This window comes from Allobosea sp. 2RAB26 (genome assembly GCF_052115465.1).
Classification (GTDB): Bacteria; Pseudomonadota; Alphaproteobacteria; order Rhizobiales; family Beijerinckiaceae; genus Allobosea.
Window position 1 is genome coordinate 32,541 of the sequence record NZ_JBFRGS010000028.1, and the last position, 18,408, is coordinate 50,948.

Genomic DNA, 18,408 nt, shown 5'->3' on the forward strand with positions numbered 1-18,408 from the left:
TTCGATGATCTAAGTCTTTGTGTTTGCATAGGCTTTGCCCCGAAAACCGCAATCCACTTTTCGGGCCGATGCTTTAGAACAGCCGCTCGCTCATCTCACGCAGCTTTTCGGCCTCGGAGCGGAATGTTCGATATTCATGGCGTCCGGTAACGGGGTGGCGCCGATGCCAGAGCGTCTCCAGCCAGAACGGCCCGGTGTCGTCGCTCGGGAAGACGGGCCGCCACGCATACCATCCGCTCCAGAGGCAGTCTGAAGCTGGGATCGGGCCGGCATGGCGCGGGGCGGCCGTCATGATGCTTCTCCGCTAGAGAGTTGGTTAAAATGGAATCCCCTGCAATGCCTTATCGCCTTGTCTTCACGTGATTTCGTACGCCGGACCGCTACGCAGTTTTGCTGGAATTGCTCTGCTCCTTCGACGCCTCGGGAGACATGTTCTCCTCCTGCGCCGAAAAGACATTATGCGCGTAAGCGTCGAGAATAGCTTCCGACTTGATCAGGCGGCCTGCCGCCTCTTCGGCGCGATCGGCCTTGTAGAAATCGAGCTTCTGGATCTTGGCGATCCAGGTCTTGAACTTGGTCAGTTCCTGCTCGTTCTCCTCGAGCTCCGCGAAGGTGAAGTGCTTGACGCGGGTCTCTTCTGCAATCTCCTCCTCGAAGGCGATGCACTTCTCGATGAACTCCTTGTACTCGTCGTCGCGGTCGGCATTGAACCGGGCGATGATCTTGTCCTGCTGCTTCTGGTCGAGGCCGACCGTCGCCAGCAGCAGCGCTTCGCCCTCGGCCTCGGCGATCTCGTTCTCCAGCATCTTTAGGCGCCGCAGATGGTCATCGGTCTTGGGCAGCACGCAGACGCCGCCCTGCAGATAGACCGCGCCCATCCCCTTCAGCTTGCGCCAGATCGAGACCCGCTTCCGCGCCGGCTCGGCGGGGACCTTGTAGGTCAGCAGCAACCATTCCAATGCAGACATCGAACCTCTCGGAGCCTCTTGAATGTTACGGTCGTTACAATCATACTGAACGGAATATCGCGTATCGATCATACCACGGTCGCGCAAGAAGATCTCATCCTGCTGCGCAGCCTGCGAAACGAAAGCGACGGCCATGATCTCATGGGCAACAGCCGCCCCGGCCATTTCCGCGACGTTCCTCGCCTCGCTCGTCGAGGTGGTCGAAGCCTTCACCATCGTGCTTGCGGTCGCAACGGTGCAGGGCTGGCGACCGGCCCTGACGGGGACAGTGGCAGGGCTCGGGGTTCTCGGCCTTCTCGTCCTGGCGCTCGGGCCCGTGATCGACCGCATCCCGCTCCAGGGGCTTCAACTCGTCATCGGCGTGCTGTTGCTGCTCTTCGGCCTGCGCTGGCTGCGCAAGGCGATCCTTCGGGCCGCGGGCATCATCGCCTTGCATGACGAGGAGCTCGCCTTCGCCAGGGAGACGGCGAGCCTGACCGAGGCAGCGCGCCGGGACGCGACGCAGCGCAACTGGATCGCGGGTCTCGCCGCCTTCAAGGCGGTGGTGCTGGAGGGCGTCGAGGTCGTGTTCATCGTCATCGCCGTCGGCGCCGGGCGCGGGCTGCTCTGGCCGGCGGCCCTGGGGGCGGTCGCGGCCTGCCTCCTTGTCCTGATCATCGGTTTCGCCGTTCACAAGCCGCTGTCGCGCGTGCCCGAGAACACCCTCAAATTCGGCGTCGGCGTGATGCTGTCGGCCTTCGGCGTCTACTGGACCGGGGAGGGGCTCGGCGTCGCCTGGCCCGGGCATGATCTGGCGATCCCGGCTCTTGCCGCCGTGTTCCTGGCCGTCGGGCTCAGCCTGGTCCCGGTCGCCCGTCGTCCCCGGACAATCGAGCCCCAGGAGATTGAACCCCAGGAGATGACCCGATGAACCTGCTGCGTCTGATATTTCGCGAACTCGTCGGCCTGTTCGTCGATGACGAGAAGCTGGCGCTGGCCATCCTGGCCGTGGTCGGGGCGTGCGGGCTGCTTGTCCGCTACCAGCAGGGCGCCTCCATCACGGTCGGCCTGTTGCTGCTCTTCGGCTGCATTGGCGTCCTGTTCGCCAGCGCCGTCCAGGGCGCGAGGCGCTAGCTCGATCGGTATCCGGGGCAGGACGCTGGTGGACGCGCGCATCTCGAATAGTGGATCCCGGCAGCGGACATGAACGCCTTCAACGACACCATCGTCGGCAAGATCGAGATCATTCGGGAGTACCGCTAAGGGTTGGCGTTGCCCGTGATGGTGTTCAGCGTGATCGTCCTGAGCATCCCTGCTGTGGCCAGTGAATCAAATTGCCTTGGATCTCCGGCGGCAATCGCGGGCGTATTCGCGGCGCATTTCCTTCAATTGCTCCCGATCGAGCCGAGACGTGTGTCCTGGCTTGGTAGCCTTGCGGGCTTCCTCGCGACACGCCTCGCGAGCGCTATCGCCGCTCCGCCTGGCTTGCGTCGGCAATGCGAAGACAGCCAAAACTGCGACGGAAAGCGCAAGGTGGAAATGCATGTCAGGCTCCTTTTGCGGAGGCAAAATTCGCTGCAGTTGACGCTATTGGAGATTGGCGCGGCGTCTCGTTGGCGGAGCGCTAAAAGTGCGCCAGCAGTCCTCCCGCGCCGCGCGAACGCCACGGCGCTGCCATGATGGTCGCTTCGGTGATGGAACGACTTGCAAGCGAGATCGCCTGATCGATCTGTTCATTGGAGTAGGACGGGCGCATTGAGAAGCGATAGCGGGCGCTTCCGAGTGGAACGACGGGGAACTCGATCACGGTGGCGACGAGGCCGAGTTCGAAGGCACGCCCGCCGGCGATCCGGCCGAAGCCCTCCGGTCCAAGATGCAACGGCACGATATGCGAGCCATCCTTTCCGAAGACGCGCAGGCCTGCTGCCTCCAACCCCTCGCGAAGCCGGGTGCTGCACCGCCTCAGTGCTTGGCGGAGTGCCTCCCCCTCGTTGCTTCGGGAGATCGCGATCGCGGTTTGGGCGACGGCGGCCTGGATCGGCGAGATTGAGGTCGAATAGGTGAAAGTGCCGCTGAAGAACTTGACGGGATAAACCGCGCTCGCATCCTTGAAGAGCATAAACCCGCCATTGGCGCACAGAGCCTTGGAAAAGGCTCCAACGACGATATCGACCTCGCCGAGAAGGCCCTGCTCGCCAAGCGAACCGGTTCCCTCCGGCCCACTGGCGGCAAGGTCGTGGCAAACGTCGACCAGCAGGAACGCCTCCTGTTCCCGGCAAAGCGCGACCAGCCCCCGTAGATCGGGCACGTCGCCATCCATTGAATACATGCCCTCCGTCACGACGACGATCGCAGCGTCCGGAAAGCGCATCCTGGCAGCTTGCAGCTTGGCTCGGGCATCTGCATTGTCCAAGTGCCGATAGCGAAAGACGTTGCTCGTTGCGGCGGTGGCGCCCTGCTGCAGCGAAGCATGTGCCAATTCGTCCATGACGATGACATCGTGCTTCCTGACCAGGCCGACGAGAGCACCGAAGCTCGCGGCCCAGCCAGTCGGGAACAGGATACAACTCTCATAAGCAAGCCAGTCGCAAAGGGTGCGCTCAAGCGCCGCGGAAAGCTCGAAATTTCCCATCAACCCGCCAACGGAGACGCTGTGCACGCCAACCTCCGTGGCCGCGCGGACCGCAGCATCGACGATCGCCGGATGCGAGCTTAGGCTCAGGTAGTCGACCGTGGTGAAATTCAATCCCTCGATGGCACCCTCGAACGGATTGCGGCAGCGAACGAGGTCATCGGGCAGATCGTCCCAGTTCAGAGCAAACTGGAACAGACCAGCCCCGCCACGCGACCGCACCCAGTCCAGCATGGGCGCATTGCGCCGAAACAGGTCCCGCCCTTTGGGGTTATAGAACCGCGCAACATTCTTGGAGAGATTGCCGTTCTCACCGAACAGGTTGTGATTGAGAACGAATTTCTGAAGATCCTCGCGATCTGGCCAGGATGACGAGCCCCTCCCGGCCTGCATCGGCAAACCTCTGCCGCGGTCCGGCGCATCGCCGTCGGCGGATTCTTTGAGAAGGTTGTTCCCATCCGATCCATCGATCGTGACGGCGTCGACCGTTCCGACCAGGACATTGTTGAACTCCTCTCCGATGACGCGGGCCACGGCGTTCTCCACTGCAACAGAAGCGAGATGCCAAGCGTGTGCCGTCCGACGCTCTGCCGCATGACCCAAATGGGCTAAGATGGCGCCCTCGCAATGGGCCAGGTCGCGAGGCCGTTCAGCCCGAGCGCGGCCGAGGAGCGTTCATCAAGCGAGCCAGCAGCGCCACTAGCTCCGCCTGGCGATGCGTATCCGTCTTATCGAAGATCGACTTCAATTGATTACGCGCCGTTTGGCGTGTCACGTGGAGCGCCTCGCAGGCTGCGTCGATGCTCCCCCCGCTGCCGACCATGGCTGCCAGTCGAGCTTCAGCGGCCGTCAGGCCGAAGGCGGCGCCGAGGGCGGAAGTCAGCGGCTGCGACTGCGCATCCAGATCGTTCAGGAGGAGAAGAATGCGCCCTCCGGAGAAGGGTTCGACCGCGGAACCGGACAATACAAGAGGACTGGCCACGATCGGCCGACGGTTGCTGCGGCGCACGACAATATGCCCGCCATTCGATGCGAGCGGACGGGAGGAGCGGCATGCCTCAACGAGTGTAGAGAAGGCTGCCGCCGCCTCGCGGTCTCTCGTGACAATGCGACCGCCGACGACATGGAACCACGGATCATAAAGATTTGCCGCTGCGGCGTTCTCGCGCAGAACGCGGCCGAAGTGATCGAGCACGAGAGCAGGCTGTCCGACCAGATCAAGCGCGGCCGTCATGCCTGCGATGCGGGCGCGGCCGACGGCGCGAGTGATCGTCGCCGCCTCGGTCAGCCCTTGGCAAAGCGTGGCCAGCTTCGCCTGCTCGTCAGGATCGAAATAACCTTGTTCGGCGTTGCGCTGAATGGCGATGCACCAGAAGTCGTCACCCGAACGGAAAGCGACGCCAGCCCACCAGCGTAGCCCGCATGGTGCCAAAAGATCTTGATAGTACGGCTCACGCTCGATGGCATCCGGCGTCATGAAGTCTTGGTCCACGCCTATGCCGGTCTTCAGCATCTTTGGAATTGCACGGGTGCGGATGTCGCGGCGGACCCAGCCGTCGCGAATGTATCTCTCCATAATCTGTTGGCTGCCGGCACTGACAGACACCAGCGCGACATCGGGTGTGGTCAAAGTGGCGCGAAAGAGCGATGCACCCTGCGCACCGGCCGCCGCCGATACGTCTTTGAGAACACCGCTCCAGGATTCCGGTTCGGCGACGACGTCCTGGATGCGCGCGACGACTTTCTGAAGCCCCCCGAGATCGACGGCACGGGGTGCTCCACGCACGGCGGGTTTAGCAAGATTCGGAACCACGGCAGACCACGCGCCATTGGCGTCCGCTTCCGGCCGGGCTCGCGATCGGCGACCATCCGGTGGGCGCTGCTTGTGGCCCATGTCGCCTTGTCTTCCTCGCAATCGTGCCTTGGCATCCGTCACGGGAATCAAAAGTAAGCAATTCACATTGAACGGCGTCAAGGGGCAGCAGCTCCTCCTTCGTCAGGCGCCGCATCATGTCGGCCGTGTCGACATAGTGGACGCCATCGCGGAGGCGACCTTCGAACTGATCGGCGAAGCTCGAAGGGCTCCATCGCGACGGTCGCACAGGTGGCCCGCGCTGGATCCGATGGTGGGCCCGGCGCCCGGGAACAAGCCGCCTCGCGCTCGATCTGCGCTCCCCGGGCTAGCCGCGTCCGTTCGGGTTGTGCGGCATGGCTGACGCGGTCGACTGCCTGACGATCAGCTCCGGCGGGAAGATCCGGCTTTGGACGGGCTGCGCTTGTCCCATCGCATCGAGGAGGCAGTCGATCGCCGCATGCGCCATTGCCGAGAGCGGCTGCCTGACGCTGGTCATCGGCGGGTTCATCAGCCGGGCCAGGAACAGGTCGTCGATGCCGACCAGCGAGATGTCGTCGGGAATCACCAGGCCCTGTTCGCGCAAGCCCGCCGCGAGGCCGATCGCCAGCAGGTCGTTCATCGCGATCACGCCGGTCGGGCGCTGCTGCAGTCTTGCGATGGCGAGTCCGGCATCGATCCCGAGTTCCGCGATCATGTCGTCGCCATACTCGTTCGGCGGCAGCGAAATCTCATGGACAGACCCGTCCAGGCCATGTCTCTGCGCTGCCGTCCTGAAGCCGTTCAGACGCGCCGCGCGCGCCGCCGTTTGAAGCGGTCCCGTGACATAGGCGATATGCCGATGTCCGAGGCCAACCAGATGATCCACTGCAAGCGTCGTGGCCAATGCGTTGTCCGTCGACACGACGGTAATGCCCTGAGCTGCCGACAAGGCGGCATTGCCCTCGAAAGCGACGATGGCGAGCCCCTTGGCGGCAAGGCCGGAGAGATGCCGGGGGTTCAGCAGGGACGAACCGGTGATGATGCCGCGAACGCCGAAAGCCGCCAGTTCCTCGGCAAACTCGGTCTCCCGGTGCGGGTCCCGGTAGGTGTTGCAGAGGATCACCTGATGCCCCCGCGCCTGGGCGGCATGCTGGATGGCGGTGGCGATTTCGCCGAAGAAAGGATTGGCGACCGACGGCACCAGAAGCCCGATCACAGCCGAATGCCCGGTCTTCAGCTGACGCGCGGCCGAACTCGGCTTGTATCCGAGTTCCGCGACGGCGCTGCGGATGCGCTCAAGCGTGGCGGGGGTCATCTTCGCATGGCGATCGTTCAGGAAATTCGAGACACTTGAAGCCGAGACGCCGGCTATCCGCGCCACATCGAGAATGGTCGCCACCCCTTGGTTTCTCCCCTTTTTGGTGTTGGTGCATCGTTGCACCGATGCGGGAACCGTGCAACAAATCGCGACAACAACTGTGCGGCCCCTTCATGGACGAACGAGAATCAAGGGCCGAAGCAGGGTACCAAGGGAGAGCGAAATGGGCATGAAGGCATCACGGCGTGATGTGTTGCGTTTCGGGGCGCTGATCGCGTCGCCGGCCATTCTGAAGCTGACTGGCGCAGGCGCGCTGTCCTCGCCGGCCGCTGCCGCGGAGCCGGGCCGCCTGCGCATCGCCTGGTGGGGCGGAACCGACCGGGCACGCCGGACGCAGGCCGCGATCGATGCCTTCAAGCTCGGGCGTTCCGGGCTCGAGATCGCGCCTGAGACCGTGGGTTGGGATGCCTATTGGACCAAGCTGGCAACCCAGGTCGCCGGCGGCAATGCGCCCGACATCATTCAGATGGACTACCGCTACCTGCCTGAATATGCGCGTCGCGGCGCGCTGCGGGCGCTCGACGATCTCGTCCCTTCGGTCATTGACCCCAGCGATTACGTGCCCTCGGTGCTCGAGGCCGGCAAGATCGACGGCAAGCTCTATGGCATCCCCATGGGCATGAACAGCGACGTCCTGCTCTATGACAAGACGATGCTGGAGAAGCTCGGCCTTGCCGCGCCAAACCCGGAGATGAGCTGGGCGGAATTCGCGACGCTCGGCGAGAACATCACCAAGAAGGCGAACCGGCGCGGCTATTTCGGTTCGGCCGATCCCAGCGTGATGGAGCCCGAGCTCGAATACTGGGTGCTGACGCGCGGCCGCACGCTCTATGACAAGGACGGTCGTCTTGGCTTCACCCGCGACGATGCCGAGTCCTGGCTGGCGCTCTGTGCCGAGATGCGGGGCAGGGGCGCCATCGTTCCCGCCGATCTCGCCGCGACCGACAAGATCACCATCGACAGCGACCTGCTGACGACGGGCCGCGCCGCGATCACCTTCACCAACAGCAACCAGAGCGTCGGCTACCAGGCTGTCAGCAAGAGCAAGGTCGGGATGGCGTTCCATCCCAAGGGTGAGAAGCCGGGCGAGTATCTCAAGCCCTCGATGATGCTCTGCGTCTCGGCGACGGCCGCCGATCCCAAGACCGCTGCAGCCCTGATCGACTTCATGGTGCTGAAGCCCGAAGGCGCCAAGCTGCTCGGCGTCGAGCGCGGCGTCTCGCCCTCGGAGAAGATCCGCGCCCTGCTGGCGCCGGAGCTCGACGAGGGCGGTCAGATGCAGGTCGAGCATCTCTCGCAGCTAAGCAAGCGCGGACCGGCACCGCTCCCTCCGGCGCCGCCGAAGGGCGCGGCCGAAGTCACCGCCCTGATCCGCCAGGCGGCCGAGAAGGTCGGCTTCAAGCAGCTCACGCCGCAACAGGCCGCCGAGCAACTGGTCTCCGAGGCCGAGCGCATCCTCTCGAAAGCCTGATCATCCATGGCTCACAGTGCCAGTCTCGCCGCCTCCACGCCGGGCCGTGTCGCCCGGCGTCGCTGGGACGGCGTCAGGAATGCCTTGCCCGGCTATCTCTTCCTCACGCCGTGGCTCGCGGGCTTCGTGCTGTTCACGCTCGGCCCGACTCTCGTCTCGCTCTATCTGTCCTTCACCGACTTCGACCTGCTGCGCGCACCGCAATGGGTTGGAGCGGCGAATTATCAGCGGATGTTCTCGTCCGACCCGAAATTCTGGGCGTCGGTCAGCGTGACATTGACCTATGTCGTGCTGTCGGTGCCGCTGAAGCTCGCCTTCGCGCTGGCCGTCGCGATGGTCCTCGATCGTGGCATCAGGGGCCTCAGCATCTATCGCGCGATCTTCTATCTGCCGTCCCTGCTCGGGGGCAGCGTCGCGGTCGCGATCCTGTGGAAGCAGGTCTTCGGCTATGAGGGCCTCGTCAACGAATTCCTCTGGTTCGCCTTCGGCATCAACGGGCCGAGCTGGATCTCGAATCCGGCAACCTCGCTCTATACGCTGGTCCTGCTCAGCGTCTGGCAGTTCGGCTCGCCGATGATCATCTTCCTCGCAGGCTTGCGCCAGATTCCGCGTGATCTCTACGAGGCAGCCAGCATCGACGGCGCGACGCGGCGTCAGCAGCTCACCCGCATCACCTTGCCGCTGCTCGCGCCGGTGATCTTCTTCAACCTGGTCCTGCAGACGATCGAGGCGTTCAAGGCGTTCACGCCGGCCTTCATCATCAGCGGCGGCACCGGTGGCCCGGTCGACTCGACGCTGTTCTACACCCTCTATCTCTATCAGCAGGGTTTTGCCTATTTCCGCATGGGCTATGCCTCGGCCCTGGCCTGGGTCCTGTTGCTGACGATCGCCGCCTTCACGGCGCTCACCTTCTTCTCGCAACGCTTCTGGGTCTATTATGAAGACGAACAGCGCTGACGGCCGCCTCGCGCCGGAGGCGATCGACCGGTCGTGGCGGGCGCTCCCCAAGCATATTGCGCTCTCGCTCGCCTCGCTGGCGATGCTCTATCCCTTGCTCTGGATGCTGAGCAGTTCCTTCAAGCCGGAAGACGAGATCTTCAGCGATCTCTCGCTCTGGCCGAAGGCGGTCACCTTGGCCAGCTATGTCGAGGGTTGGTACGGTCTCGGCATCAATTTCGGCCGGTTCTTCCTGAATTCGCTGATCGTCTCGGGGCTGGCCGTCATCGGCAACCTGGCGGCCTGTTCGCTCGCCGCTTTCGCCTTCGCGCGGCTTGAGTTTCCGCTGCGGAAATTCTGGTTCGCGGCGATGCTGGGCACGCTGATGCTGCCCTATCACGTCACCCTGATCCCGCAATATGTGCTGTTCCAGAAGCTCGGCTGGCTGAACACGTTCTGGCCGCTGGTCGTGCCGAAATTCATGGCGGTCGACGCCTTCTTCATCTTCCTGATGGTGCAGTTCTTCCGCGGCATCCCAAGGGAACTCGACGAGGCGGCCGTCATCGACGGCTGCGGACCCTGGCGGATCTACTGGAGCATCATGCTGCCCTTGTCGAAGCCGGTCCTGGCGGCAGCCGCGATCTTCTCCTTCATCTGGACCTGGGACGATTTCTTCGGGCCGCTGCTCTATCTCACCGATGTCGCCAATTACACGGTGCCGCTGGCGCTGCGCGGCTTCGTCGATGCGACGAGCCGCTCGTCCTGGGGGCCGCTCTTCGCCATGTCGGTGCTCAGCCTCGTCCCGGTCTTCGCGGCCTTCCTGATGTTCCAGCGCCATATCATCGAGGGTATCGCGGCCTCCGGCCTGAAACGGTGAGCAAGCGATGAAAGCGACCGCCACCTCCGTCCCGCCCAAACCTGTCCAGCTCGGCGCCTCGATCCGCGGGGAATGGTTGCTCGACTGGGGCAAGCTGACGGTCAATCACGGTGCCTATGGCGCCACGCCCAAAACCGTTCTCGCCGCCCAGGACGCGTGGCGCCGGGAGATGGAGAGCCAGCCTTCGCTCTTCATGCGCTCGGTCCTGCCTCTGGCCCTGCGGCAGGCCGCGGGCGCGCTGGCGGATTTCCTCGGTGCGAAGGGCGAGGACCTCGTCTTCGTCGACAACGCCACGAGCGGCTGCAACGCCGTCCTGCGCTCGCTGGATTTCGCGCCGGGTGACGAGATCCTGATCCTGAGCCACGCCTATGGCGCGGTTCGCAACACGGTCGCCTACCTCGCCGAGCGCAGCGGAGCCCGCATCGTGGAAGCGCCGATTGCGTTTCCGCAGCCTAGCGCCGCGCAGATCGTAGAGGCTGTCGCGGCCGCCATCACGCCACGCACCCGCATCGCGGTGCTCGACCATATCACCTCGTCCAGCGCGCTCCTGCTGCCGATGGCGGAGCTGATTGCGGCCTGTCACGCGGCGGGCGTACCGGTGCTTGTCGATGGAGCCCATGCGCCCGGCCAGATCGCGCTCGATCTCCAGGGCCTCGATGCCGACTGGTATGTCGGCAATTGCCACAAATGGCTGATGGCCCCGAAAGGCTGCGCCTTCCTGTGGACCAGGCCGGACCACCAGGCAGCGATCCATCCGCTGACGATCTCGCATGGTTTCGGTGGCGGCTATCTCGCCGAGTTCGACTGGACGGGCACGCGCGACCCCAGTGCCTTTCTGGCCGTGACGGCTGCGCTTACGTTTCATCAGGATCTCGGCGGCGCCGCCCTGCGGGCGCGCAATGCCGATCTCGCGGGGCGTGGCGCTGAGATCCTCGCAACAGCGCTCGGTACCGAAACCGGCTCCGGGCCGGAGCTCGCGCGGGCGATGCGGCTGGTGCGCCTTCCCGTACGCTTTGAGGCGGGTGGGGAGAGGGCCTTGGCGATCCGGCGGCGCTTCGAGGCCAGGGGCTGCGATGCACCGGTCTCCGCGCTCGCCGGCGGGCTGTGGCTGCGTCTGTCGGCCCAGGCCTATAATGAGGAGGCCGATTACGAGCGGCTTGCCGTGCTCGTGCGCGCCGCACTCGCCGAGTGACGGAGCAGGCGTGGGGGCATTGGCCTCGGCGACGCGAAAAGGCGGGGCAAGCGGCTCTTCTTGGGCCGCCTTCCATCCCGGCCCGATTCAGGCGGCCCGCTCGGTGAGGGCAGGGGACGGCGCGGTTGCGGGCCTGGTTTATTCTTGCGCCAACCTTACAAACCGTGCTCCGGTTCCCCATGTGCAAAACACGGTCGCCGAGAACGAGCCGCTTTGCGGTTGATCTGTTCCGGCGTGGCCGCATGTGAGAAAATGGCTGGCTTGTCCCTGCAAAGCGAGACCCGTCGCGGCGCTCATGCGCGTCGCGGGCGGCTGAACGGCCACATTCCTGACCTCCGAAGCCGCACGGTATCCGGGCATTCCAGTTCCCCTGCGGATGGCGCCGCGGGCCGCTTTGCGCTGACGCGACCGGGAGGACACTGGCAATGAGTCTCAACTTTCCCAATCCGATCCGGCGCTTCGATGCGGGGCGCTCCTGTGTCAGCTTCTGGGGTTCCGACGCAGCGCTGGAGGTCACCTTCCAGGTCGATTTCGCGGCCTTGCACAAGCTCAGCCCGAGTGCGGGCGATGTCGAGGCTGCGGTTCTCGCCGTCTTCGACCAGAACCGTGACACGATCTACCAGGCTGCCCGCTCCGCCTATTCCCGGCATCGCGGCGGCTATCACCGGCTGACGGCGGAGAGCTTTTGACGCCCCCGCCCCAAGGACAATGAAGACATGACCACGACAGCCTACAAGGCAGGGGACCTCCTCAGCCTCACCAACGACATGATCAATCAGCCGCGGCCAGGCCCGTTCGAGGTTCTGCGCGTCATGCCCTCCCGCGACAACGCCGAGGAGCAGTATCGCGTGCGCGGGCCCGATGGCCGCGAGCGCGTGATCGGGCATCACGAGATCGTCGGGAATGGCGGCGCCGCCAGCAAGATCTAGGAGGGGGAAACCGATGACCGATCGTTCAAAGCTCATTGCCAATGCCGATAATGCGTTCCTGAGGACGCAGACCCAGTCATCGGTGCGCAACCGGATCATCTCCGAGGAGGAGAGCGCCATCCAGGCCCGCGAGGCCAAGACCGCGCGGCTGAAGGCTGAGCGGTTGGCCAAGGAGGCGCTGGACCGCGAACTCCTCGCAGCCGAGCCGCCGAAGCCGAAGAAGCGCCGGCCTGCCTCCGCTTGAACGGACGGTCGGCATCCCGATCAGAGCGAGTGCTTCGTGGACATCACCGTCACCCAGAGCTCCGATGACACCGTCTGGCTGCTGAGCGACCTGCTCGGCCGGCCGATGGGCGAAATCACCGAAAACCCCGCGGGCGAGTTCCGGCTTGTCACCGCGGGCCAGGCGCAGGAGACGATGAAGGCCATGAAGCATGGTCCGTTTCCGAGCCTCGATGCGGCGCTGGCCGAGATCGAGCGCTTCACGCGCAGCGCCTGCCGCCGGGTCTCGGTCAAATCCGGGAATGGCGAAGTCCCGGCATAAGGCAGCAAGCTCCGGCGCCGGCCCCGGGCTAGGCTCTCCACAGGATCGGGAAGATCATTCCACATGTGATGAGGGCGATTGCGGCGAGCTGCGGCGGCGTCGGAATTTCCCCGAGCACCACCATGCCGGTCAGAACCGTCGTCACCGGAATGCAGGGCATGAACAGCGAAGCCGGTTGCGGGCCGAGCTGGCGAACCACATAGGTGTAGAGAACGATCGCAGCCGCACCGGCCAGGAAGCCCTGGATCACGAGTTGCGTGGCGATTTCGGCAAGCGGGGCGGCCGCGAACCCGCTCGGCGCCAGGGCGTGCAGCAGGGGCAGCGGCAGGCAGGAGAGCAGGACGACGGCGATCGTCGCCGTCACCGCATCGACCGACCAGCGCCGGGCCAGCACCGCATAGGCCGAGAACATGATCCCCGATCCGGCAAAGAGCAGATCGCCGCGCCAGGTGTCGCCGGCACTGAGCCCTGCATGGAAGACGAAGAGCAGCAGCCCGGCGATGATCGCGCCGATGCCGATCAGCCGCGCACCGGACACCGTCTCCCTGAGCGCGATGCGCGAAAGCACGAACGAGAAGAAGACGATGGAGGCGGGAGAGAGCGCGGCGGCATGGGCGGCCGGCGCCTGGGTCAGCCCCTGATTGATGAGCAGCGGATAGGGCAACCCCGCCAACAGCGCCAGCAACCCGGCCTTCCGCCAGCCCAGCGCCTTCAGCCGTCTGGTGCCGGTCCGCCATAGCACCGGCAGGAAGACGAGACCTGCGCCGAGAAAGCGCAGGCCCACGATATCGGCCGCAGTCAGATGCTCGCGCAGGCTGAAGCGGGCGGCGACGAACTGGAGGGTGGTGATCGCAACGAAGGCCGCCCCCGCCAGGATCGCCAGCCCTTTGCCGCCGGCACCGTCTCCGAACATCGCATTGCGCAAGCGGGCCTCCGTGACGGCGCGGCCGGTCCGGCGGGCCTGGGCCGCCGACAGTACCGGACTGCAGCAATCACAGCCTATTGCCGGCGTAGGTGCGGCTGAATATGCTCATTCCACGAGTTTGGCGTGAGATTCACTCTATCTGTGGTCATCAAGCGTGAAACATGAAATCGCCGATCTCGACGCGATCGACCGCAACTTGCTGCGTCTGCTGCAGGAGGACGGCCGCCGCACCACGCTCGAACTGGCGAACCGGGTCGGCCTGTCCCCGACCGGGACCAGCCAGCGCGTCAAGCGCCTGTTCCGGGAGGGCTATGTCAGGGCCGTCAGGGCGATCCTCGATCCGCAGAAGGTCGGCCGGGGCACCGTGGTCTTTATCCAGGTCCGCCTCGACCACACCGCCCCGCATATCTTCGAGCGATTTGCCCAGGCGATCTCGCAGGCATCCGAAGTTCTGGAATGCCACATGGTCATCGGCGGCTTCGATTATCTCGTGAAAGCGCGAATTGCCGACATGTCCCTGTTCCAGGACTTTCTCGAGCGGGTGATTCTGCCTCTGCCCGGTGTCAGGGAGACCCACACCTACGCATCGGTGTCTGACGTGAAGCCCGACGCCCTGCTGCCGATCTGAGGTGGTGGAGCGAAGCGGTTGAGGTGGCGATTTCGGATTGGTCTTCCGCAGCGATGTCCGGCTTGGTCCTGATCTGCCAGGCACGGGCTATTGCAGGCGACCGCCTGATAAACCGTCAGCTTGGGAAACGAGATCGAAGGGGCAAGGTCGACCCGTTGCGGATTCTGCTCATCTGACCCTGACGTAGCTGAAACAGTCCTGCGGCGGGAACTCGATTCATGTTTTCTTAAATGCGAATCCAATCGCGAGAATCCGAGCCTCATTGTTGCGCGAGCGCGCCACTAACAGTCGGCCAACCTCATAACCCCATGAGCTGAGACCGGTGGTCGCCGGCGGAGACTTCACGTGCAACGACGTTTTCAAAATGCCCTGCTGATTGCCCTTATCGCCGGCTTCGGCGTCTCCAGCGGCGCGATGCACGCCCGGGCCCAATCGACTCCGAAGGTGCAGCCTGGCGAGGGGCGCCCATACGAGATCGCCGGCAGCGAGGTATGGGACGTGCCCGATCCGGTCTCCGGCCGCGACTACCAAGTCTTCGTCGCTTTGCCGCCGTCCTATGCGAAGCAGCCGCAGCGGCACTACCCCGTGCTTTATGTTACCGACGCCGACTACGCTTTCCCGATCATCCGGCAGATAGGGCGCCGCCTGAACGTCGAGGGGCCCAAGATTGAGGAATTCATCCTTGTCGGCCTGTCTTATGGGAAGGGCGAGGACGGCATGGTCAGCCGCCAGCGTGACTATACTCCGACATCGAACGGTCCAAGCACCGCACCAGCCAACGCCATCCATGGTCAGGCGCGCGCCTATCAGGGATATCTGCGCGATCAGGCAAAGCCATTCATCACCGCTCGCTACCGGGCCGACCCTGCCAGAGCAATCTTTCTCGGCCACTCCTACGGCGCTCTGCTTGGGGCACAGATCCTTTTCACCGAGCCCGGCCTATTCAACGGCTATATCCTCGGCAGCCCGTCTCTCTGGTACGACAAGCGGCATGCCTTGAAGCTCGAAGCGGGCTACGCCACGCGGAATCAGGACCTGGCGGCGAATGTCTATCTTTATGTAGGCGCCTATGAGGCCCAGCAGAAGGGCGATCGGCGCTACAACCAGACGGTAGACATGGTCGCCGACAACCGGGCTCTGGAGACGGCGTTGCTGAGCCGAAAGTTTCCGAGCTTGAAGCTGAAATCAGCGATCCTGAACGACGAGGATCACCTCACCGTCGCGCCGCGCGGCTTCACGCAGGGCCTGAAGTACCTGCTGCCGGTGCGCTGACCAATCGCAGGGAGCTCCAGGTCGGAGACTGTATCGGCTGCGGGTGCTTACGCGCGCCCGGCCGGGAATGGGCTGACGGCGCGCATCAGATGTGGAAGGCCCCTGCGTCGCCCAGGCCGTCCTCCCCGATGCCGGCGCCTGCGGTCGGGCCCAGCTCGAGCAGCACCACCTCGCAGACGCCCTCCGGGGCGGCGGGGCAGCGTTCGACGCCATGCGGCACGACGATGAACTCGCCCTCCTCGATGAGCTCGTCGCGGTCACGGAACCGCATCAGCAGCCGACCCCTGTGGACGAAGAAGACCTCGTCCTCATGCCTCTGGAAATGCCAGGCCGCTTCACCTTCGAACCTGGCGAGCTTGATCTGCATGTTGTTGACGCGCGCGGCGATATGGGGCGGCCAGCTGTCGGAAAACTGGCCGAACGCAAATCTCAGGTTCTCCTTGTGGAATGGCGAAATATGCCGGTTGAGCGTTGCGACGTCGCGAATGATCCTGGCGAGCTGGTGGGGCACGTCCTTGCCCTCGGCCGGGTATTTCCCGTCGAGCGCGGCCGTGCCGATCGTGAAGCCGGCGGCTCCGGCCTGCTTCAGCGCGGCGATCCGTTCCGGCGTGTCGATGGAGCCGGCGACATAGACGGGCTTGGAGACCGCGGCGCAGACGGCCTGGATCAGGGCCGGCACGTTCTCCCGCGAGCGATAGGCCAGGAGATCGAGCCCGTGCACGCCGTCGCGCGCCGCCAGCATCCGCGCGCTGGCGACGACCTCGTCGATGTTGCCTTCCAGGACGCTGGGATGGCCCATGATCCGGCCAGGGAATGGACAGTACTGGATCGTCGTGCCGGCAATGATCGGCAGCACGTCATCGACCCTTGTCCCGCCCAGCAGGACGTCGATGCCGATCGCGACCGCAGCCTTGGCCGATGCGATTTCGCTGTCGCGGTCGAGCGAGACGACCTCGAGATAGGAGGTCGCGCCGCCGTCCCTGATGGCGCCGTTCAGCGCCTTCAGCTGGTCGAGCGGCAGGCCGATATCCTTGAAGCCGATATGCCGGACCCCGAGATGCAGGGCGGTTTGCAACTGCTCCGACGCGTCGTCCACGGTGCGGTCGTTGCGCGTCAACATGAAGATGAAGCGAAGTCCCATCAGGACACCTTTTTCGTTCTGTTCGACCCGGTTTGCGCGGAACCGAGCCGCCTTGCATCGGCGAACGCGGTCTCCAGGCCGGCGGGATCGGCGATGCCCTGGCCAGAGAGAGGCGCCCCGTGGCGCAGCCGCGTGACCGCGCAAAGCAAGGTGTCATCCCCGCCAAACCCCCCGGCCTTCATGGCGAGAAGCAGCGCGCGCCCGTCATCGAGCCAGGCACGGCCAAGCGGAAAACCTGGCTCGAGTTCGTGGAGGATCTCGAATTCCCGAACGTTCAGGAGGTCGAGGATCGCCTCCATCGTATCCCCGCCCGTGGCGATCAACGCGTCGAAGGCCTCGGCCCGAAGCCTGTCCGCCGCAGCCCTTGCTATCTCCCAAAGAAGCGGCGCCGGGTCGTCTTCGCGCTTTGCGGGGCTGCGCAGAAGGGTGACCCCGCTCACCCCCTCGACCCGATCGGCCTGGCCGTGACTGCGCGGGTTCGCGCTGCCGATGACGATGAGAATATCGCCAGGCCCGCCGCCGACCGCTGCTGCAGGAGCCCCCGTCGCAGTCGGGGCCAGGCGCCGCGCCAGCGCCGCCGCCATCCCCGGGGAGCCCACCCACAGCGTGGCTTCCGGTTCGGGCAAGGCCGCAACCTGCGCGTCGAGCTCGTCCTGTGTCGTGGCGTCGAGCAGCACCACACTCCCGATGGAGGGCGGGACCAGGTCGGCGACCACCGAATGGCGGGCCGGATGCACCGGATCGCGGCCATAGGCGGTCTCCGACACGGGGATACCGTCCACGCATTGAACGCCGCCGACAGTGGTGCGCCCGGCCGCGGGAAAGGCCGGGGCGAAGACGAGCTGCCTACGCCCGCTGGCCCGGAACGCCGCGTCCAGCTCGGCCCTGACATGCCCGCGCAGCGTCGAGTCGACCGTCTTGTAGAGGATGTCGCGCGAGGCGAGCTGCGCGGTGAGACGCGAGACCCGCTCCGCGACCTCAGCCTCGGGAGCCGAGCGCGAGCCACTGTCCACGGCGATGACGTCGCTCTCTTGCCGGGGCAACCGACCCCGTCCGACCCACGCGCCATGGCCCCGCATGACGAAGGGGCCAGCCCCGTCCGCCGCACTGGTCAGGTCGTCGGCGAGAACCCCGATCGTCGTTTTCCCATCGCTTCTCATCTCTCGATCATGCCGCCTCCACGCGACAAGAAAAGCGCTAGTTTCTGCTGTCAGGGGCGCGTTGGGGGCCTGGCGGTCTACTGAGCGAACCCCGCCCGCCGCCGCCATGCTCGCTCTGGGTGCTGCTGGCGCGCCATTGGCGGCTCGAACCCGGAGCTCGATGCGGCCGCCTGACCACGTCAGCGCCTCCAGGAACTCTGTCGGTACGATCCAACCAGACCAAGGTCGGTGGTCTCGGCCCCAATGGACCACRGRCCAGAGGCACCWGAYRGGCACGCGCTGGTCYCGAARATGCGGTGACCTTGTCCTCTAACCGCCTATACGATGGAAGAGTTAATTTGCCCCTAATATTCACCGACGTTCTTCAATTGKGGGTCTGTTATGGCTTCAAGCTTTGTTGTCAACCTCGCCGATCTGAACAAGATTCTTGAGCAAATTAAGGTTGCAGAGCGTAACGTTGCGGGTGAAAGTCTTGTCGATATTATCGGTCAAGATGCATCCTTGCTGCCAATCGGCCTTAGAACGGTCGATGGCAGTAACAA

General features: G+C 64.7%; 20 protein-coding genes. 12 read left to right on the plus strand and 8 right to left on the minus strand.

The window, feature by feature from the left end; translation table 11 throughout:
• Positions 1-73: 73 nt before the first annotated feature.
• Both AB4118_RS31295 and AB4118_RS31300 read right to left on the minus strand, forming a co-directional pair.
• On the minus strand, positions 74-292 hold the full coding sequence (locus AB4118_RS31295) for a hypothetical protein (protein WP_441493396.1): 219 nt from the start codon (positions 290-292) through the stop codon (positions 74-76).
• Positions 293-380: 88 nt separating this feature from the next.
• Positions 381-968 (minus strand): Chromate resistance protein ChrB, encoded by a 588-nt coding sequence (locus tag AB4118_RS31300; protein ID WP_441493397.1) that lies wholly within the window; start codon positions 966-968, stop codon positions 381-383.
• Positions 969-1,101: 133 nt separating this feature from the next.
• Here AB4118_RS31300 and AB4118_RS31305 point away from each other — a divergent pair, with 133 nt between their 5' ends.
• Positions 1,102-1,878, plus strand: a complete 777-nt coding sequence (locus tag AB4118_RS31305; RefSeq protein ID WP_441493398.1) for a COG4280 domain-containing protein — start codon at positions 1,102-1,104, stop codon at positions 1,876-1,878.
• Entirely contained in the window at positions 1,875-2,081 is a 207-nt protein-coding gene (locus tag AB4118_RS31310; protein ID WP_441493399.1) for a hypothetical protein, read from the plus strand. The genes AB4118_RS31305 and AB4118_RS31310 overlap by 4 nt, the downstream gene beginning before the upstream one ends.
• Positions 2,082-2,571: 490 nt before the next feature.
• On the opposite strand, the gene AB4118_RS31315 is transcribed toward AB4118_RS31310, so the two are convergent.
• From AB4118_RS31315 to AB4118_RS31325, 3 genes are all read right to left on the minus strand, one after another.
• The gene (locus tag AB4118_RS31315) at positions 2,572-4,113 is read right to left on the minus strand and encodes an aminotransferase class I/II-fold pyridoxal phosphate-dependent enzyme (protein ID WP_441493400.1); all 1,542 of its coding nucleotides are present in this window, start codon (positions 4,111-4,113) and stop codon (positions 2,572-2,574) included.
• A 115-nt stretch (positions 4,114-4,228) separates the two neighbouring features.
• Complete coding sequence (locus AB4118_RS31320; protein ID WP_441493401.1) at positions 4,229-5,554, minus strand: helix-turn-helix transcriptional regulator; 1,326 nt, start codon at positions 5,552-5,554, stop codon at positions 4,229-4,231.
• 205 nt (positions 5,555-5,759) lie between these two features.
• A complete protein-coding gene (locus AB4118_RS31325; protein ID WP_441493402.1) occupies positions 5,760-6,812 on the minus strand; it encodes a LacI family DNA-binding transcriptional regulator in 1,053 nt (350 codons plus the stop codon).
• A 148-nt stretch (positions 6,813-6,960) separates the two neighbouring features.
• Here AB4118_RS31325 and AB4118_RS31330 point away from each other — a divergent pair, with 148 nt between their 5' ends.
• From AB4118_RS31330 to AB4118_RS31365, 8 genes are all read left to right on the plus strand, one after another.
• A complete protein-coding gene (locus AB4118_RS31330; protein ID WP_441493403.1) occupies positions 6,961-8,262 on the plus strand; it encodes an ABC transporter substrate-binding protein in 1,302 nt (433 codons plus the stop codon).
• A gap of 6 nt (positions 8,263-8,268) precedes the next feature.
• Complete coding sequence (locus tag AB4118_RS31335; RefSeq protein WP_441493404.1) at positions 8,269-9,219, plus strand: carbohydrate ABC transporter permease; 951 nt, start codon at positions 8,269-8,271, stop codon at positions 9,217-9,219.
• 82 nt (positions 9,220-9,301) lie between these two features.
• Positions 9,302-10,075, plus strand: coding sequence for a carbohydrate ABC transporter permease (locus AB4118_RS31340; protein WP_441493415.1), 774 nt, complete (start codon positions 9,302-9,304; stop codon positions 10,073-10,075).
• A 7-nt stretch (positions 10,076-10,082) separates the two neighbouring features.
• Positions 10,083-11,267 (plus strand): aminotransferase class V-fold PLP-dependent enzyme, encoded by a 1,185-nt coding sequence (locus tag AB4118_RS31345; RefSeq protein ID WP_441493405.1) that lies wholly within the window; start codon positions 10,083-10,085, stop codon positions 11,265-11,267.
• 425 nt (positions 11,268-11,692) lie between these two features.
• Entirely contained in the window at positions 11,693-11,956 is a 264-nt protein-coding gene (locus tag AB4118_RS31350) for a DUF1488 family protein (RefSeq protein ID WP_441493406.1), read from the plus strand.
• A 27-nt stretch (positions 11,957-11,983) separates the two neighbouring features.
• On the plus strand, positions 11,984-12,196 hold the full coding sequence (locus AB4118_RS31355; RefSeq protein ID WP_441493407.1) for a hypothetical protein: 213 nt from the start codon (positions 11,984-11,986) through the stop codon (positions 12,194-12,196).
• Positions 12,197-12,209: 13 nt separating this feature from the next.
• Positions 12,210-12,440, plus strand: a complete 231-nt coding sequence (locus AB4118_RS31360) for a hypothetical protein (RefSeq protein ID WP_441493408.1) — start codon at positions 12,210-12,212, stop codon at positions 12,438-12,440.
• Between the two features lie 36 nt (positions 12,441-12,476).
• Entirely contained in the window at positions 12,477-12,740 is a 264-nt protein-coding gene (locus AB4118_RS31365) for a hypothetical protein (RefSeq protein ID WP_441493409.1), read from the plus strand.
• A gap of 28 nt (positions 12,741-12,768) precedes the next feature.
• On the opposite strand, the gene AB4118_RS31370 is transcribed toward AB4118_RS31365, so the two are convergent.
• Positions 12,769-13,665, minus strand: coding sequence for a DMT family transporter (locus tag AB4118_RS31370; protein ID WP_441493410.1), 897 nt, complete (start codon positions 13,663-13,665; stop codon positions 12,769-12,771).
• A 166-nt stretch (positions 13,666-13,831) separates the two neighbouring features.
• Here AB4118_RS31370 and AB4118_RS31375 point away from each other — a divergent pair, with 166 nt between their 5' ends.
• Positions 13,832-14,293, plus strand: a complete 462-nt coding sequence (locus AB4118_RS31375; RefSeq protein ID WP_441493416.1) for an Lrp/AsnC ligand binding domain-containing protein — start codon at positions 13,832-13,834, stop codon at positions 14,291-14,293.
• Between the two features lie 345 nt (positions 14,294-14,638).
• Positions 14,639-15,565, plus strand: a complete 927-nt coding sequence (locus AB4118_RS31380; protein WP_441493411.1) for an alpha/beta hydrolase — start codon at positions 14,639-14,641, stop codon at positions 15,563-15,565.
• 85 nt (positions 15,566-15,650) lie between these two features.
• Here the strand turns inward: AB4118_RS31380 and AB4118_RS31385 are convergent, their stop codons facing one another.
• Together AB4118_RS31385 and AB4118_RS31390 are read right to left on the minus strand one after the other, a co-directional pair.
• Positions 15,651-16,706 carry a cupin domain-containing protein gene (locus AB4118_RS31385; RefSeq protein WP_441493412.1) on the minus strand — a complete coding sequence of 352 codons (1,056 nt, stop codon included), beginning with the start codon at positions 16,704-16,706 and terminating at the stop codon, positions 15,651-15,653.
• Positions 16,706-17,866: a four-carbon acid sugar kinase family protein gene (locus tag AB4118_RS31390; RefSeq protein WP_441493413.1), complete on the minus strand. Its 1,161-nt coding sequence runs from the start codon at positions 17,864-17,866 to the stop codon at positions 16,706-16,708. The genes AB4118_RS31385 and AB4118_RS31390 overlap by 1 nt, the downstream gene beginning before the upstream one ends.
• Positions 17,867-18,408 lie beyond the last annotated feature (542 nt).

What these genes read in the sequence shown, in the direction of transcription:
- AB4118_RS31355 (WP_441493407.1), top strand. Translation starts at nt 11,984, where the DNA reads ATGACCACGACAGCCTACAAGGCAGGGGACCTCCTCAGCCTCACCAAC.
- AB4118_RS31335 (WP_441493404.1), top strand. Translation starts at nt 8,269, where the DNA reads ATGGCTCACAGTGCCAGTCTCGCCGCCTCCACGCCGGGCCGTGTCGCC.
- AB4118_RS31390 (WP_441493413.1), bottom strand. Translation starts at nt 17,866, where the DNA reads ATGAGAAGCGATGGGAAAACGACGATCGGGGTTCTCGCCGACGACCTG.
- AB4118_RS31330 (WP_441493403.1), top strand. Translation starts at nt 6,961, where the DNA reads ATGAAGGCATCACGGCGTGATGTGTTGCGTTTCGGGGCGCTGATCGCG.
- AB4118_RS31340 (WP_441493415.1), top strand. Translation starts at nt 9,302, where the DNA reads ATGCTCTATCCCTTGCTCTGGATGCTGAGCAGTTCCTTCAAGCCGGAA.
- AB4118_RS31345 (WP_441493405.1), top strand. Translation starts at nt 10,083, where the DNA reads ATGAAAGCGACCGCCACCTCCGTCCCGCCCAAACCTGTCCAGCTCGGC.
- AB4118_RS31350 (WP_441493406.1), top strand. Translation starts at nt 11,693, where the DNA reads ATGAGTCTCAACTTTCCCAATCCGATCCGGCGCTTCGATGCGGGGCGC.
- AB4118_RS31295 (WP_441493396.1), bottom strand. Translation starts at nt 292, where the DNA reads ATGACGGCCGCCCCGCGCCATGCCGGCCCGATCCCAGCTTCAGACTGC.
- AB4118_RS31360 (WP_441493408.1), top strand. Translation starts at nt 12,210, where the DNA reads ATGACCGATCGTTCAAAGCTCATTGCCAATGCCGATAATGCGTTCCTG.
- AB4118_RS31310 (WP_441493399.1), top strand. Translation starts at nt 1,875, where the DNA reads ATGAACCTGCTGCGTCTGATATTTCGCGAACTCGTCGGCCTGTTCGTC.
- AB4118_RS31385 (WP_441493412.1), bottom strand. Translation starts at nt 16,706, where the DNA reads ATGGGACTTCGCTTCATCTTCATGTTGACGCGCAACGACCGCACCGTG.
- AB4118_RS31300 (WP_441493397.1), bottom strand. Translation starts at nt 968, where the DNA reads ATGTCTGCATTGGAATGGTTGCTGCTGACCTACAAGGTCCCCGCCGAG.
- AB4118_RS31305 (WP_441493398.1), top strand. Translation starts at nt 1,102, where the DNA reads ATGATCTCATGGGCAACAGCCGCCCCGGCCATTTCCGCGACGTTCCTC.